The 16,515-nt window shown below is 48.1% G+C and carries 10 protein-coding genes; 7 read left to right on the plus strand and 3 right to left on the minus strand.

The window, feature by feature from the left end:
• The first annotated feature begins 442 nt into the window (after positions 1-442).
• The 5 genes from Q0R17_RS04080 (at position 443) to Q0R17_RS04100 (ending at position 6,804) form a co-directional block, all read left to right on the plus strand.
• The gene (locus tag Q0R17_RS04080) at positions 443-787 is read left to right on the plus strand and encodes a hypothetical protein (RefSeq protein WP_293932348.1); all 345 of its coding nucleotides are present in this window, start codon (positions 443-445) and stop codon (positions 785-787) included.
• A 565-nt stretch (positions 788-1,352) separates the two neighbouring features.
• Complete coding sequence (gene tssH / locus Q0R17_RS04085; protein ID WP_293932350.1) at positions 1,353-3,989, plus strand: type VI secretion system ATPase TssH; 2,637 nt, start codon at positions 1,353-1,355, stop codon at positions 3,987-3,989.
• A 393-nt stretch (positions 3,990-4,382) separates the two neighbouring features.
• The gene (locus Q0R17_RS04090; RefSeq protein WP_293932352.1) at positions 4,383-5,837 is read left to right on the plus strand and encodes a hypothetical protein; all 1,455 of its coding nucleotides are present in this window, start codon (positions 4,383-4,385) and stop codon (positions 5,835-5,837) included.
• The gene (locus Q0R17_RS04095) at positions 5,834-6,097 is read left to right on the plus strand and encodes a PAAR domain-containing protein (protein WP_293932354.1); all 264 of its coding nucleotides are present in this window, start codon (positions 5,834-5,836) and stop codon (positions 6,095-6,097) included. Before Q0R17_RS04090 ends, Q0R17_RS04095 begins: the two co-directional genes overlap by 4 nt.
• A 275-nt stretch (positions 6,098-6,372) precedes the next feature.
• Positions 6,373-6,804 carry an OmpA family protein gene (locus tag Q0R17_RS04100; RefSeq protein ID WP_293932356.1) on the plus strand — a complete coding sequence of 144 codons (432 nt, stop codon included), beginning with the start codon at positions 6,373-6,375 and terminating at the stop codon, positions 6,802-6,804.
• A gap of 166 nt (positions 6,805-6,970) precedes the next feature.
• On the opposite strand, the gene tssA is transcribed toward Q0R17_RS04100, so the two are convergent.
• Complete coding sequence (tssA, locus tag Q0R17_RS04105) at positions 6,971-8,056, minus strand: type VI secretion system protein TssA (protein WP_293932358.1); 1,086 nt, start codon at positions 8,054-8,056, stop codon at positions 6,971-6,973.
• A 216-nt stretch (positions 8,057-8,272) separates the two neighbouring features.
• On the opposite strand from tssA, the gene tssF reads away from it, so the two are divergent.
• Positions 8,273-10,126, plus strand: a complete 1,854-nt coding sequence (gene tssF, locus Q0R17_RS04110; RefSeq protein ID WP_293932360.1) for a type VI secretion system baseplate subunit TssF — start codon at positions 8,273-8,275, stop codon at positions 10,124-10,126.
• Positions 10,090-11,103 (plus strand): type VI secretion system baseplate subunit TssG, encoded by a 1,014-nt coding sequence (tssG, locus tag Q0R17_RS04115; protein WP_293932362.1) that lies wholly within the window; start codon positions 10,090-10,092, stop codon positions 11,101-11,103. Before tssF ends, tssG begins: the two co-directional genes overlap by 37 nt.
• Here the strand turns inward: tssG and Q0R17_RS04120 are convergent, their stop codons facing one another.
• Complete coding sequence (locus tag Q0R17_RS04120) at positions 11,104-14,007, minus strand: PAS domain S-box protein (RefSeq protein WP_293932364.1); 2,904 nt, start codon at positions 14,005-14,007, stop codon at positions 11,104-11,106.
• A 227-nt stretch (positions 14,008-14,234) separates the two neighbouring features.
• Positions 14,235-16,139: an ATP-binding cassette domain-containing protein gene (locus Q0R17_RS04125; RefSeq protein WP_293932366.1), complete on the minus strand. Its 1,905-nt coding sequence runs from the start codon at positions 16,137-16,139 to the stop codon at positions 14,235-14,237.
• Positions 16,140-16,515 lie beyond the last annotated feature (376 nt).

The following is a 16,515-nucleotide window of genomic DNA, read 5'->3' on the forward strand; positions in this document are numbered from 1 at the left end:
GAACTCAGGCAAAGACAAGCCCTTTTGCATTTGGATGCCATTGACGGACATGATTCACCTCCGTAAAGCAGAACGTTCGTTCACTTTACGCCGCACGAATTGCTAAATCAAGGGTTCCGGAGCAAGAGACATAATCAGGTATATTTTTGATCTAGCGTGAAAAAATAAGCGGCATATTTAAGATTAAAGTTCTCGCTTCTATATGTTTTTCATTAGTAAAACTAGGGACAAAACACGGTTTATTGTTGATGTGAAAATCAAAAGCCGTGTAGGGCGGGTCGTGACCCGTACAGAGTTGTTGAGGATCAAGCTTGTCCGTATTGAATTATCGGCTTCGTTACTGAATGGCGGGTTACGTCTGCGGCTAACCCGCCCTACACGGCTATTTTTTTGTTGGAATATTAGGTCTAGCCCAGATGCGTTTCTCATTGGATCTCTGATAATGATTAAAATTTGTTCTTCATTAACAGAAGCGAGTGATCGTGTTATTGATGTTTTAAATAAGGATGAGTTTGTAGGGTTTTTTACAAATTATAAAAATGTACTTGGCAATAAAATTGGGCGAATAGATAGTGTTTTGGAAAATATGTGCAGAAGGGCCGAGGTGAAAATACTTCATCCATTTTCCCCCAATGGCTATTCTTATGCGTATGCATGCAAAATTGATAGTACAAGGTTTTTGATTGGTCTTAATGATGAAACACCAAGAAAATTGATTGATGATTTTATTATGGTAACAGGCCTAGATTCATTCGAAAGGATAAATGAAAGAGTAATTAGTAAATAAGGGAAGTGCCAATACCCGAGGACAACGTCTACATATCCTACATGTACATATTCAATTGGAGTTGATCCTAGTACAAAGTTGGGTCGTATTGTTACGTTTGATCGGAATATGGAAAAAAAAGCAACTATTTTTAGGCTGGCCGTTGAGTCTGGTGATGCATTTTGAGTTTTATAGCAGATTTAATTTTGCATAATTGGCGTAGTAGTGCCAATTAGGTTGCGGTAATGATCATAATATAATTTTTTTATAGTGTCTTTGTACTCAGTATTGTCATGCTCTATCAAGGCTTGTCATTTTGTGCAGTTCACAACAATGAATTTAGAGTACGAAGAGTTTGTGATTAAAACAAGAGATATAATTAAGAAGATTTAAGCTCTGCTTGTGTATCATGATTGTCTGATCATCAAATGATTATTGTAAGTTTCAAAAAATTCCTGCTATTCGTGTGAATAAGTGGTGGCAAAAAATTTTGGTAAATAGATTAAATTATTGCTTGCTGTTTCTAATATGTGTATTTATTACTGTAATTAATTTCAGACTCCTATAACTCTTCGGGACCCATCCCATGTCTACTCCCCTTAAAGCTCTTATCTCCCGTCTTACCCCTACAGCCCGCCGTGCGGTGGAGGAGGCGGCTAGTCGTGCTTTGTCGCGCACTCATTTTGAGATTGAAATTGAACACGTTGTGCTGGCGATTCTGGCTCAGGACGATAATGCAGGGGTGGCGGCTTTGCATTCTCTGGGTTTGAGTCTGGATCAGTTAGAAAAAGAGCTGGATGCGGCCTTGGATCGCTTTCGCACGGGTAACACGCGCAATCCGGTGTTGTCTACTTGGCTGCCAAAGTGGCTAGAAAAAGCATGGATGTTGGCGAGTGTTGAGCTGGGGCAGGATTCGGTTTCTACTTTGGATTTGCTGCTGGCGCTGGTGCAGGATGATGCTTTACGCGCCACTTTACAGGGCAGCTCGGCTACGCTGGCTAAGATGGATGGCAAACGCGCTTTGCAGGGCTATGTGGCTTTACGCCAGCATGGGAATGAGGCGGCGACTAATTCAGAGAACTTGCCTTCTGATGAAGCGCCGGATATGAATCTGGATCAGCCTGCGCCGCGCCGTGGTAGCCCGGGGCTGGATAAATATACGATTGATCTAACGGCACAAGCGCGTTTGGGCAAGATTGATCCGGTGTTGGGGCGTGAAACAGAAATCCGCCAGATGATCGATATTCTGCAACGCCGCCGTCAGAATAACCCGATTTTAACTGGCGAGCCTGGCGTGGGTAAAACCGCCGTGGTAGAAGGCTTGGCGCTTAAAATTGTCAGCGGTGAAGTGCCGCCAGTGCTGAGTGGCGTGACTTTACGCACCTTAGATTTGGGCCTGCTGCAAGCGGGTGCCTCGGTCAAAGGCGAGTTTGAAAACCGCCTGCGTCAGGTGATTGATGAAGTTAAAGCCAGCCCTGTGCCGATTATTTTATTTATTGATGAAGCGCATACCTTGATTGGTGCGGGCGGCGCGGCGGGGCAAAATGATGCGGCTAATTTATTAAAGCCTGCTTTGGCGCGCGGCGAATTGCGTACGATTGCGGCGACTACATGGGCTGAATATAAAAAGTATTTTGAAAAAGACGCCGCGCTGGCGCGCCGTTTTCAAGTGGTTAAAGTGGACGAGCCAGCGCCAGACATTGCGGTGCAAATGGTGCGTGGCTTAACCGATGCGATGGCGAAGCATCATGAAGTGGTGATTATGAATGAGGCGGTGGTGGCTGCAGTGCATCTATCCAGCCGCTATATCACTGGCCGTCAGCTGCCAGATAAAGCGATCAGCGTGCTCGATACTGCCTGCGCCCGCGTGGCTTTGTCGCGCTCTGGCCGCCCAGCGCCGATCGAAAATGTGGAAGTGCTGATCGCCAATATCGAACGTGAAATCAAGGCGCTGCAAACAGAAGAAGGCCACGGCGAAAGAATTGCCGAGCTGACTGGCCAGCGCGAGATCTTAGAGGGCGATTTACAGCAGTTGCAATCTGCGTGGGCGGTGCAGCAGCAGGTGATTATTGAAATTGAAGCACTAAAAGCTGAGTCTGCTGACGCAAAGCCTGCCAAGGGCAAGAAAATCAGCCCGCTGCAAGCCAAGCGCACCGAGCTGCGCGAGCTGCAAAAGCAGCATCAGCTGGCTTACGAATGCGTGGATGAAAGTGTCATTGCCGATGTGATTTCTGGCTGGACGGGTATTCCGCTGGGCCGCATGGTCAGCAATGAATTGGTGCAGGTGCAAAAGCTGGCGAGCCTCTTGGCAGAAAGGGTGATTGGTCAGGATCATGCCTTGGAGCAAATTGCCGAGCGCGTGCAGATTGCCAAGGCCAATTTGGATGATCCTAGCAAGCCTAAGGGCGTGTTTATGCTGGTTGGCCCCTCTGGCGTGGGTAAAACTGAAACTGCGCTGGCTTTGGCCGAATCTTTATACGGTGGTGAGCGTAATCTGATTACGATTAATATGTCAGAATACCAAGAGGCGCATAGTGTGTCGGGCCTAAAAGGCTCGCCTCCGGGCTATGTGGGTTATGGCGAGGGTGGTGTGCTGACAGAAGCCGTGCGCCGTAAGCCTTATTCGGTGGTGTTGCTGGATGAAGTCGAAAAAGCCCACCCTGATGTGATGGAGCTGTTTTTCCAAGTGTTTGATAAGGGCCTGCTGGAAGACAGCGAAGGGCGCGAAGTCGATTTTAAAAATACCATTATTCTGCTGACATCCAATACCGGCACCGATCTGCTGATGCGCGCTTGCGAGCATGGCGTCACAGTTGAAGATGTAACGCGTGACCCAACGGCTGATGATCTGATTGAAATTTTGCGCCCAACCTTACAAAAAACCTTTAAGCCCGCCTTTTTAGGCCGGCTAACCATCGTGCCTTACTTCCCAATTGGGGATGAAGTGCTGCGTAAGATTGTGGCGCTTAAGCTGGCAAAAATCGCCCGCCGTATCGCCCAAAATCATGGCGCACTGCTGGAATACCCAGTAGAACTGGTTGATTCAATTGCTAACCGCTGCATGGATGTAGATAGTGGCGCGCGCGATGCAGATGCTATTTTAGTCCGTACCGTGCTGGCACAAATCTCGGCCGATTTATTGGCTAGAATGGCCAGCGGTAAGCCGGTCAAAAAAATTGCGCTAACGCTTAAAAATGATGAGATTAAGGTGAAAATTAGCTAGGTATAATTAACCTTTTATTCGCAATTACACCGTGAATAAAAGGTTAAAAAACATGGCTTTTAACCACAAAATGCCTCTTTGTGTATTTCGTGGTTGACGCATAATTTAGTCCTTCAATCTTATATTGGTTAATCAAACTGATATAAGCTATGCAGATAAAAATACGTCATACACTAAAAATGCATAAAAAATGAACCGCTGGCTTGCTGCAATGGTCTATTTGTTTGATTTAAAACATTTCGTTGAAATTAGATATTAATAAGATCAGCCAGTAGTGCTCCGCACTTACAAAATGAAAATAGATCAAGATAAGGTTATGCGTATTTTTTCGTGATTTTAGTGTTTTTCGCGAACTAAAAGCCCTTGTACGTAACATCAGCTAAGGAATTTAATATGTTGGGAACTATGGGTCTGTTTGGCGGGCTCTTTGCGGGTTGGTGGTTGCTGCTGTGGTGGGGCTTACCGATCAGCTTTCAAAAAATGAGCCCGACAGCCATGTTGCTTACCCATCTGGCTCCGCCTTTGATTTTGGGCGTGGTATGGCGCATCTGGCAAAAAATGCGTGAATCGCGGATTGTTCAGGCGCAAGCCGATGGGCAAGAAGCTGCCGAGGCAGAGCGTGTTGCCCAGCGCGAAGCGGCGCGGCAGCAGCATTATGCGGCCTTAGCGGAGCGGCAGATTAAAGTGCTGTGCCGTGGCGTATGGGGCCAAGCGTTACCGGCTAAGGACGAGCCTGCATGGTTGGAAGAACTACCAGATGGCGCATACTGGAAGGCACTGGCGCGCGATGAGTTAGCCGAAGGCGGCGAGGACGATGTACTCGGCTCCCTGCAACTGGCTGTGCAGCAAGTCTTGGAGGATGTTTATGCTGCTGCGCCAGGGGCGGCATGGTTGCCGCATTATTTTGAGGTTAATCCGCAAAGCGAAGGGCGTGAGCAGCTGGCCATGCTAAAACAAGCGCAGCTGCAAGCGATCAGCGCCCAAGACTTTGCCACATCGCCAGAGCCAGAGCCACGGTTTTTCCCAGGCTCTGGTGCGCTAATCAGTAGGGTGCAGCAGCTGTTTCAGCAGGATTCTGGCCTGCCAGGCATGGTGATTTACGCGGCAGATGCGCCGTTGCTGTTGCGTGGCATATCAGAAGACGAATGGGATGAGCCAAAGCCTGATGATGAGCTGGTGAATAAATGGCAGGGCATGCCGGGTTATGCTGCGGTGGCCATGGTGTTCTTAAGAGAAAACCTGCCTGTGCCAGAGCCGCTGCCTGTGCAAGAAGAAGGCGAAAATGATGCTTACACGCCTTACTGGGAAAAACAGCAGCATTACGGAGACGAGCGCTGGGGACGCGTGCCGCTGCAGTGGCAAGATACGCTGGCTCAGCTGCCAGTACTGGCCGAGCTGCGCCTATCTGAGCAGGCAACGATAGTGCAAAAGCAATTGTTGCCCATGACTCGGCAAATTCACACTCTGTTTGATAACGCCTTAGTGAATGCCGGTTTGCGTGATTATCCATTCAGTAGTGAAGACAAAGATGAGGCAAAAGATCTAGCAGAAAGCATCGCTTGGCTGGTGCATAACAGCGGTGATGTGGATGTTGGTGGTACGCGGCTGGCCGCTGTGTCTTCGGTGCTGCAACAATACGCAGTTCCTTTGAATGCCATTGATGACGCCAGTAATAGCGTGCGTGAATGGGGTGATGTGGGCTCGGCGCGCTCTGTGTTACAAACGGCGATTGCAGTGATTCACAGTGCTAGATTGGAAGCCCCAGCGGTACTGGTGGAGTTTGAACGGCTTAATGAAACAGAACATTTTAGTGTGGCGCTGATCAGGCCACAGGAGCAGGCAGCATGAAACGCGTGATTCGTATCGGCGATCAAAGCAGCCATGGCGGCGTTGTGATTAGCGGAGCATCTAAAACCGTGTTATTTGGCAAGGTTGTAGCCTTGCTGGGTGATAAAGTCAGCTGCCCCATCCCCGGTCATGGCGTTTGCCCAATTGTTGAAGGTGATCCTAACTGGCTAGTTGATGGTAAACCTGTCGCCTTAGAAGGGCACAAAACGGCGTGCGGCGCAGCGCTGATTTCATCGATGCCAGAGCTGGGGAAGGGCTAGGTTTTTTTTGCATAAGGCTGGTTTAAAGTCGTGTTTAGTCCTAATGGGGTTTGCACCTATTTTATTTTATTTTGTGGTTGTTTTCAGCTAAGTGTCTGGGCTTTAACTGCGGTAAAATAGTAGGGGAGTATTTTGCTTACTTTTATCAGGTGGCTCGCTTGTTACTGGGGCCATGCTGTATTTAAAATCTGTAGCTTAGTGTGTGCAGGTTTATCGACGAGCAGTACTAGATTGCTATAAGGCAGCTTTGTTGCATTAAAAAAAGGATTTTATCGATGAAATATTCAGGTTTATTGTTAAGTGCGTCAGTTTTACTTGCTGTGGGTGTAATAAGCGGATGTGCTACAGATTCGGTGGCCCCTGCGGTGAATGCCTCCGCAACATCGTGGATAAAGCAGCCCGTAACTGCAACGATTGCACTGGGTAAGCCTTATCTGCTGCAGTTTGACAAAATGGCTGCAAAGTTAACCCCACAACAAGAAGAAACACTGACTAGCTTAATGCCGCAGCTGAAAGAGGCTAAGTCAATTATTGTGCGTGGCTTTTGTAATAAAAGGGATATTGGTAATGCGAAGGATTCGGCTTTAGCACGTGCAGTGAATGTTGAGAGATTTTTAGCGGGCTTGGGTATAGCGGATCAGAAAATGAGCCTGCGCTATAACACCGACGATGCTGAGCATGGCGTCGAGCTTGAAATTGGTAATTGATTTTAATTCCATTTAGAAACTAGATTTTACTTGGCGGCTGGCGGTACTTGCTGTGCAGCCTGCCGCCTTGTTTGTTTAGCAATCTATCTAGTTGGAATAAACCGTTGATCGATTCAGTAGGCGGCCAGATTGCATGGCCGCCTAGCACAGATTAAATACGGCAGAATCAGTCGCGTTTAATATCCAGCAATTCATTGAGTTGCCCGAGTGTTGCATCATCCTTAATAACCGCACCCAGCCATTCTTCTAGACTCATTTCGGCCCACTTAGCGGCACGTTCCGCAAGCAAGGCGACGGGGCTATGTGGCTCGTTCTGGCGGAAATAACGCGCAACTTCCACTAGCTGGCGAACGGCATCCTCACGGCTTTGTAGCGGGCCTTGCCTAACCGCCGAGGTCGAGACTGCCGGAGTACTGGTATGGGCTCGGTTTGGTGTGCTGGCTGGCATAGCGGCATGCTCGGTATGGATGGCAGGGGCTGATGGCTCGCCCCATTGCTGGCGTAAACGGCCAACAACTTCAAGGCAGGCATTCAGTGCATTGCGGCATTCGGCAAAATTAGGTGAGGCATGGCCAAAACGCGCTTCAATACGGGCGTCGAGTGCCTGATAAATTTGCTGGGTGTGCTCTAACTGTTGATGTAGTTGCTTAAACCAGCCGGCTCCGCTGGCATTGACGCTTTTATCAAATGTTTCGCCTGCTAGTTTGCCTTCTGCAATAGCGGCTTCTTTTGCTTGGGAGTCTTTTAGCCCGATATTTTCAACTTCGCGGGATTCTTGCCATTGTTGCCAGTTATAGCCGCCATGCCGAGGGTCGGTCAGCGGTACTTCGCGCAGCGCCATGCCGATCTGGTTATTAAACCACTCAAGCTTACCCACTCGCTCATCAAGGTCGTGTGGGTCATACTCTGGGTAGCCGGTTTCCCAGTATTGTTCGAGCAGGCCATCAAGCAGTAGCAGGGCGAGCTGCGCGCCATTAAAACCAGTAGTTTTAACCAGCGCTTCACCGTACCAAACAGCCAGCTGCAGGTCTTTACTTTGCTGACTGATGCCTTGTTTACACAGTTGAATGACTTTGCTCCAGTCGGCGGTTTTTAGCTGCTGGGCCCAGTCGCCCTGAGAAAGGCCGGGATCATCTGCTCGGCGTGCTTCGCGAATTTGATCAAAAAGGGTTGAATAGCCTAAGTCCTCACCGGCAGGTAGATTTGCAGAAATAGGTGCCAGTAAAGCGGTCAGTTGTTCGTGAATAGTCATAGTGTTTCAAAAGCTCTCGTCAGAAGTCCGTGTACGGGGTGAAGATCTCTATACTTGTATAGGTAGTAATATTTATATAGGAGTAAGGATAATAATTTCTTTCAATCTTACTCAGTATTGGCCGATAATGTCTGCTTTTATGCAGACCAATGACGTATTTTTTTACGTGAATTGTCCTTCTGCCATATCTACTCACTCTGGAAAAACAGTGTCCGCATGCTAGATTCATTACTGCCGTACTACGAACGTGAGCTGAGTTTGCTGCGTGAATTGTCAGGTGAATTCGCCCGTCGCTATCCAAAAATTGCAGGACGCCTGCAGCTGGAAGGGGATCAGTGCGAAGACCCGCATACCGAGCGCCTGATCGAATCATTTGCTTTTCTTGCTTCGCGCATCCACAAAAAATTGGATGATGAATACCCAGAGATTGCTGCTAGCTTTCTGGATGTGCTTTATCCGCATTATTTGCGGCCCATTCCTTCGTCGAGCATTGTGCAGTTTGAGTGCGATCCGCAGCGCCCAGAAATTGCCAAGCGTTATGTGATTGATCGTGGTCAGCCTGTGCATGCGCCTGCTATTGGTGGGGTGACGTGCAAGTTCCGTAGCTGCTATCCGGTGGATTTATACCCGCTGGCGTTATCTGAAGCCAAGCTGGAGTTAACCAGCAGCTCGGCCAATTTGCGCCGTATTGCCCCCGATGCCGCAGCGGTACTCACGCTAGAGTTTAATACCCACGGTAATTTACCGATTAGCGGGATCAATTTACAGTCGCTGCGCCTGTTTTTGGATGGTGAGCCTGCACTGATGCACCTTGTGTATGAGCTACTACTTTCAGGAACTATGCGCCTACGGGTGGGGGATGGCAGTGACGATCCAGCCCGAACGCGCTCGCTGCCTGCCTCGGCCATTTCGCCGGTGGGCTTTGGCCGCGACGAAGGCGTGCTGGAGTACGACGAACGATCTTTCCTTGGCTATCGTCTACTGACTGAATATTTCAGCTGCCCAGATAAGTTTTTGTTTGTTGATATTCAGCAGCTGCAGGATGTGGCTTTAAAAATACAGGGTAGCAAGTTGGTGGTGCAGTGCTTATTGCAGCGCTGGCCAGATACCGAGCGCCATGCGCGTCTGCTGCATCATCTGCAGGCGTCGCACTTTAAGCTGGGTTGCACGCCGATTGTAAATCTGTTTGTGCAAGCGGGTGAGCCGATTCGCGTGACGCACCAGAAAACCAGTTACCCAATCATGGCCGATGCACGTAAGCAGCAGGCATTTGAAGTGATGCAGCTGCGGCGGGTGGTTAGGGTGGAAAAAACCGGCAGCCAAGAGAGTAGCGAAGAAGTACTGCCGTTTTACGCGATTCGCCATGGTGTGAGCAAGGAAGGCCCAAAGTTTTACTGGCATGCCAGCCGTGAAGCATCACCGCGCCAAGAAGATAAAGGGACCGATTTAGAACTGCATTTGGTTGATCTGGATTTCAACCCAGTTCGCCCAGGGGCAGAAGTGTTGAGTCTTGAGCTTTTGTGCAGCAACCGTGATCTGCCCGAAATGATTCCTTTTGGTGGAAGCCAGTCTGGCCAGCATACCGATTTTACTTTGCCAGGCCACTCGGTGGTGAAGCGGGTAAAACTACTGCGTAAACCAAGCAATAGTTTGCGCCCGCCGCAAAAGCGCGGTCTGCAGTGGCGACTGGTCTCGCACCTATCGCTTAATTATCTCTCCCTGATTGAATCTGGCCGCTCGGCGCTGCAGGAAATGCTGGTCTTATACAATCAATCTGATTCGCCAGTGAATACTCGGCAAATTCAGGGGATTGCTGCCATCAGTAGCGCCCCAGCGGTGACAAGAGTGTTAGGGCGTGATTTTGCCGGTTTTGTTCGCGGTACCGAAATCACCCTAACTTTGGATGAAGAATATTATGTAGGTGGCAGTATTTATTTGTTTGCCAGCGTATTAGAGCGCTTTTTCGCACTCTATTGCTCGCCAAATAGCTTTACCCGCTTACGCGTTAAAACTAAACATGAGGAGATTGCCGCATGGCCAGCACGCGCCGGGGAAGCCCTCGTCATTTAGACCAAGAGCTGTTAGCTAATCCTACGGGGTATGGTTTTTTTCAGACTGTAAGGCTGCTGAGCTTGGCTGCCAGAAAGCGTGGCGACCGACGCGGCCCTTTGCCCGCCGGTTTGCGGTTCCGTACTTTGGCCAATCTGGCTTTCCCTGCCAGTGAGCTGACTCGCTATAGTGCTGTGCAGACAGAAGATGGCGAAATCAATGAGTTAGAAGTCGCTTTTATGGGGCTGACTGGCCCGAGTGGTGTGCTACCTAATAGCTATACTGAGCTACTGATTGAGCGTCGCCAGCAGTTTCGTGATCCTACCCTGCATGCTTTTTTAGATATTTTCAGCCATCGTGCTATTTCTTTATTTTATGGCGCGTGGAAAAAATATCGCTTCTGGTTGCAGGCAGAAAGTGGCGAGCAAGATGGCTTTAGCCGTAATTTGCTCGATTTGGGCGGGATGGGGCTGAGTGCTTTGCGTGCGCAGATGGGCAAGGGCGCGCTACAAAATGAAAACCTGTTTGTTTATTATGCTGGGCTCTTAAGTCAAAAGCCGATGTCTGGACAAGCATTAACCACCTTGATCGAAGGCTTTTTTGGTTTTAGGGCTGAGCTAGTGCAGTTTGCTGGGCAGTGGATGAATTTGCCCGAATCAGAACAAAGCCAGCTTGGCGGTAGCAGTTGTGAGCTGGGTTTGTCGGCCTTTGCGGGTGATCGGATCTGGGATAGGCAAACTAAGCTTAATCTGCGGCTAGGGCCATTACGCTTGCCGCAGTTTTCGGCTTTGCAGCCTGACGGTGAGGCGGCTAATTCTTTAAGAGAGCTGCTGAAATTTGCGCTGGGTCACGGGCTGGCCTGTGATGTTACGCTGATTCTGGATAAGCAGGATGTGCCCGAGGCTTCACTTGCAGGCTCGCTGCGTTTGGGGGGGAGCTGCTGGCTAGGCAGCCCAGAGCATCATCCGGAAGACATGGCGTATTGTCTAGTGAAGTAGTTATAGGCCCCCTTCTGCGGTGGGGGGCTGTTCCAGCGGTAGCAAAATACTTAAAATAGCGCCTCCATCTGGATGGTTCTGAGCAAATATTTCACCGCCATGCCCTTCAATAATCTGTCGGCTGATGGCAAGGCCAAGGCCTGTACCGCTGGCGGGGCCGTGCAAACGGCTGCTTTGGATGAATTTATCGAAGACCAAATCCAGTTCGTCCTCAGGAATGCCAGGGCCGTGATCGCGCACACTTAATCCCATTGCTTGATCACCATTTTTTAATTGGCCAACTTCAATAAAATGGATATCAATATCTTGGCCAGCTGGGCTAAATTTAATCGCATTAGAAAGTAAATTAATGATAACTTGTGTAATTCGTGCCTTATCAAAAAAGAGAATAAAAGGCGGGCCTTCAGAATCTAAATGCAAATGTAGTTGCTTGCTGGATAGTAGTGTTACCAATTCAGCAGAGGCGCTTTTAGTGATGCTTTTAATGTCATAACGCGTTTTGCTATAGCGCATTTTATTAGCTTCAAGCCGCGACATATCGAGTAGATCATTAAGTAAAATCAGTAGGCGATTGCCACTAGAATGAATACGTTCAAAATAACGAATTAAATTGGCGCTATCGGTTGTTCCTACTTTGGATTGGCCTATTTCAGAGAAAGACAAAATAGCGTGCATTGGTGTACGTAATTCGTGCGACATATTGGCAAGAAATATAGACTTTGCCATGTTGGCCGCTTCTGCTGCTTCTTTAGCCTCTAATAAATTATGCTCAACTTCTTTTAGCTTAGAAATATTAGTTAAAAAAGCAAAGGCATATTCTAATTGTTGATTCTCATCGATAATGCAGGCGGAATTAATTAAAAATGGCCGGTTTTTGCCATCTCTCGAGCGCAGAGTCACCTCACCAACGTGATTGCTGCTGCCATTATGAATCGCCAAGTTTTTTGGGAAGATGGCATCAGCATTGTCTGGCCAGAGCTGATCGGGTTGTTGGCCAATGAGGCTTTCGCGCATTAATCCAAGTTGCTGGCAAAACGCTTGGTTAATATCCACAATTCGGTTTTTATTATCAATAAGGATAAAGCCATCTGCTGTGCCTTCAATAATGGTGCGCTTAAGGCGCTCTGATTGCTTAAGCGCATGCGCGGCAATGCGGGCGGCGCTGACATCTTCAATGACACAAATAAGCCCCTTACTCATATCCCCTGCAATCAGCTCTTTAGCGTAGACCATGGCCCAAAAGCTAGAGCCGTCGTGACGAAATAGCTCCATTTCACCTCGGAATATGCCTTTGTTTTTAATGGCTTCACGAATAGGGTGGTTGTAAGAGCTAAATTGTTGGGCCGATGCATGTAGTGTATCGGTTGGCATATCGGTGATTTCGCTGCCGCTATAACCAAATAAGGTTTCAAAAGCGGGATTGACTAAGCGAATTGTATTTTTAATAGAAAGCATAATAGCCAAGGGGCTGGCATCTAATACGCTGCGAATCTCTGTGGTGCGCTCATCAACTAAATCTTGTAAATGATCTCGGTGGCGGCGTAATTCATGTTCACTATTTTGCTGCTCGGTAATATCTCGTACCGTGGCACATAGATAGGCGGCATCCTGAAAGGTGATATGGCTAAAGGTAATTTCAACCGGTAATTGCATATCTTTTTGATTGATTTGATGTGTGGTGTAAAGCAAGCGTTTTGCTTGCTTAAGTGTTTGCCAAAATCCTTGCCATTCTGCGTGCTTAATTTGCGGAAAGATATCAAAGAAGCGTAGTTTTAATAGCTCTTCGGTTTGATAGCCAGTGCTGATCGATGTGGCGCGGTTGGCATAGCAAATTTGGCCAGAAAAATCGGCCCAAACAATAATATCGGGCGCTTCATCAACGGTAAATTGGGTAAGGTGAAGCCTTGCTTCAATGCTTTCTATGCGGCGTAATTGCTGTAATAGCAAATAGAGCAGGCAAGAAAAAATCAGCATAAAGCTTAAGCCCGCAATAGAGCGAGTAATTAAATCATTGTTAAATCGATTTAATAAGATGCTGCGATCGGTAGAGATTAAAATAATCAGTGGCAGGGTGCTTTGGCTGGTGTGAAATGCAGTGAGCTGCTTGATATTGTCGTCGCTGCTTGGATAAACGCTAGAGCCTTGTAGGCGGCGTTGCTCAAACAATAGCGGGTCTGTTTCACGTAAATTGCGGCCAATTTGTGTTTCATCAAAGGGATAGCTAAGTAAAATAATGCCGTCGCTACGCAGCAAGTGCACATGGCTACCGGCAGGTAATTTAAGAGATTTATAAAATTGAATGAAATACTGGGGCTCTACCCCTGCTAAAACTACGCCGCCAAATTGCCCATCTGGTTTTTGGATGCGCTGGGTAACGGGAATCAGCCACTTGCCATCGCTACGGCTTAGTACGGGGTTGCCAATCATCGGGCGGGTGTCTTTAAACTGCTGGTGATACTGAAAATAACTGCGGTCGGCTAAGTTTATGCGGCGGGCTGGGTATTCTAAGCCATGGCTTTGAATGAGCCCTTTACTATCAATCGTGATAATGCCGCGAACTTGCGGGGTAAGTTTTACCTTGTCTTGTAAAACCAAGTGCATTTGCAGCTCGTCGGCGCGGTCTGCACCACCAAATTGGTTGAGGTTTTCCACGATGTTTTGCATGGATTGTTCAACAGAAACCATGGTGCGGGTGGCGTGCTCGTCTAAGGAGCGTGCCAAGGACAAGCTACCGCGTTCTGCTTCTTTGATGGTTTCTTGATAATCCCTGACCGACATCCACACCAAGGCCAGTAGCGTAACGATGGTGAGTACGGTGTAAAGCAGAATAAGCCCGCCACGTAGCAGGCTAAGCGAGGAGGTAGAGCCGTCAGTGCGAAGTAATCGCGAGGGAATCCAGTTCATAGCTTTAGCAAGTCGTCGGCAAGGGCTGTTTATTAGATTAAGTCATTGAGGGCTTAGCGCCAACTAAAGTGAGCTTTGCAAAAAACTATCTTTGGTCATGCTGCTGCGCTTGAAAAAGTCTATTCAACATATATGAAGTCGACTATTTCAAGCGCGCCTTGTCTTTTTAAGAAATAAAAATTATTGGGGCTCCCTAAGGCGTACCGCCGTGGCGATACGCTTAGGTTTTAAGACTTCGCGTCTAACTCTTCCCAGCGGTTCATTTTTTCTAGAATCAAACCATCTAATTCTTCGATACGTAGTTGCATTTGATGGGCCAGCTTAGGGCCGTTACGATAAATGCTGGCGTCGAGTAATTGCGCTTGGATGTCGGTTTTTTCGGCTTCAAGCGCACTAATTTGCAGCGGTAATTGCTCTAAAAGACGTGCATCGTTAAACGATAGTTTCTTTTTAGCGGGCTCTGCAGATTTTGTGGCGGGTGGCGTTGAGTTCGCCGATTTTTTCGGGCTGTTAGTTACCACTACTGGTGCAAGGCTGGCCATGCGTGCTTTGGCTTCCATCCAGTCGGCATAACCACCGGCGTTTTCAACTAAGACGCCATCACCTTCAAAGGCAATTACTTGGGTCACCACGTTATCAAGGAATTCACGATCATGGCTAACCAAGAATACCGTGCCAGAGTAATTAGACAGTAATTCTTCTAATAGCTCGAGGGTGTCGATATCCAAATCGTTAGTTGGCTCATCTAAGACCAAAACATTGGCTGGGCGAGTAAACAAACGTGCTAGCAGCAAGCGATTACGCTCGCCACCAGATAGCGAGCTGACAGGGCTGCGCGCACGCGCCGGTGCAAACAAGAATTCTTCTAAGTAGCCAATCACGTGCTTGCGTTGATTACCAATTTCAATGAAATCGTTACCTTGGCTGATGGTATCAATCACGGTGGCGTTTTCGTCGAGCTGCTCACGGAATTGATCGAAGTAGGCCACTTGCAAATTAGTGCCTAGGTTAACGACACCGCTATCGGGCTGCAATTCACCCAAAATCATTTTAAGCAGCGTGGTTTTACCCGCGCCATTTGGGCCAACCAAGCCGATACGATCGCCACGGATCAAGCGTGTGCTGTAATTGTTGACCAAGGTGCGGCCGTTATAGCCCTTGGTGACGTTTTCTAGCTCGGCAACCAATTTGCCTGATTTATCGCCAGCGTCCACTTTAAAGCTGACATTGCCAACGCGCTCACGGCGCTCGCCACGTTCAATGCGCAGCGCTTCTAGGCGGCGAACACGGCCTTCATTGCGGGTGCGGCGGGCCTTCACGCCTTGGCGAATCCATACTTCTTCTTGAGCTAAGGCTTTATCGAACTTTTTATTGGTAAATTCTTCCTGCTCGATCAGCTCTTGCTTTTTAATTTCATAAGCTTTGAAATTACCAGGGAAACTGGTCAGGTTGCCGCGATCTAATTCAATAATGCGGGTGGAAATATTATCCAAGAAGCGACGATCGTGGGTAATAAACAACACGCTACCGGCAAAGTTTTTTAGTAGTTCTTCAAGCCATTCAATGGCGCTGACATCCAAGTGATTGGTTGGCTCATCCAGTAATAATAACTGTGGTTCTGAAACCAAAGCACGGGCTAAAGCCACGCGTTTCTTCCAACCGCCAGATAAAGCACCAATTTTTGTGTCTGCAGGTAAATCTAAATGCGACATAATCGATGCGATTAAGGAGTCGAGTCTCCAGCCGTCTTGTGATTCCAGCTCATGCTGTAAATCCATCAGGCGAGTCAAGCTCTCTTCGGTGTCATCGAGTGTCAGTAAGGCAGCGTGGTAATCCACTAAGACCTGGCGTACAGTACCCAGCCCTTCTGCAACGGCTTCGTAGACGGTTTGTTCCATATCAAACACTGGCTCTTGCGAAACAAAAGCCATTTTTGCGCCGTTTTCGATACGGATAATCCCGTCGTCTAGCTTATTTACACCAGCAACGGTTTTGAGTAAGGATGATTTACCTGCACCATTACGGCCAATGAGGCCAACGCGCTCGCCAGGGTCAAGATTAAAACTGGCACCATCCAAAAGAGGGACGTGGCCGTAGGCGAGATGGGCGTTTTCTACAATGAGTAATGGCATTTGGTACCTTGTTAGCGTTTAGGCTTGCTACTTAATATATACGGCAGATATTGCACGCTGGATTTATCAGACCGGTGAAAACAATTGCAAAGCACGAATAAGGTGTAAAGCGGGCAGTCATCCATATTTACGCACGGTAAACTGCGGTTTTTGCCATTCTTTACCTTGTTTCGGGGGTTTCGCTCAGTTTTTAATGGTCTGTGAAATAGTTTGTCACTCAAAAGATGGCGAGTACTGATTTGCCAAGTAACTAAAGATGCGATTATACGGCTAGACGGGCATGGCCGATACCTGTAAGTGTAGTAACAATCATGCTAGCGCTCTTTGTGTTGAGCGCGTAAGCAAGCTTGCCGGTGCTTAATTTGTCTAATAACGC

The sequence above is a fragment of the Iodobacter sp. genome (assembly GCF_025352645.1).
In the GTDB taxonomy this organism is placed as follows: Bacteria; Pseudomonadota; Gammaproteobacteria; order Burkholderiales; family Chitinibacteraceae; genus Iodobacter.

Excerpts from the sequence above, each read along its gene's own strand:
- Q0R17_RS04080 (WP_293932348.1), top strand. The coding sequence starts at position 443 with ATGATTAAAATTTGTTCTTCATTAACAGAAGCGAGTGATCGTGTTATT.
- tssH (WP_293932350.1), top strand. The coding sequence starts at position 1,353 with ATGTCTACTCCCCTTAAAGCTCTTATCTCCCGTCTTACCCCTACAGCC.
- Q0R17_RS04090 (WP_293932352.1), top strand. The coding sequence starts at position 4,383 with ATGTTGGGAACTATGGGTCTGTTTGGCGGGCTCTTTGCGGGTTGGTGG.
- Q0R17_RS04095 (WP_293932354.1), top strand. The coding sequence starts at position 5,834 with ATGAAACGCGTGATTCGTATCGGCGATCAAAGCAGCCATGGCGGCGTT.
- Q0R17_RS04100 (WP_293932356.1), top strand. The coding sequence starts at position 6,373 with ATGAAATATTCAGGTTTATTGTTAAGTGCGTCAGTTTTACTTGCTGTG.
- tssA (WP_293932358.1), bottom strand. The coding sequence starts at position 8,056 with ATGACTATTCACGAACAACTGACCGCTTTACTGGCACCTATTTCTGCA.
- tssF (WP_293932360.1), top strand. The coding sequence starts at position 8,273 with ATGCTAGATTCATTACTGCCGTACTACGAACGTGAGCTGAGTTTGCTG.
- tssG (WP_293932362.1), top strand. The coding sequence starts at position 10,090 with ATGGCCAGCACGCGCCGGGGAAGCCCTCGTCATTTAGACCAAGAGCTG.
- Q0R17_RS04120 (WP_293932364.1), bottom strand. The coding sequence starts at position 14,007 with ATGAACTGGATTCCCTCGCGATTACTTCGCACTGACGGCTCTACCTCC.
- Q0R17_RS04125 (WP_293932366.1), bottom strand. The coding sequence starts at position 16,139 with ATGCCATTACTCATTGTAGAAAACGCCCATCTCGCCTACGGCCACGTC.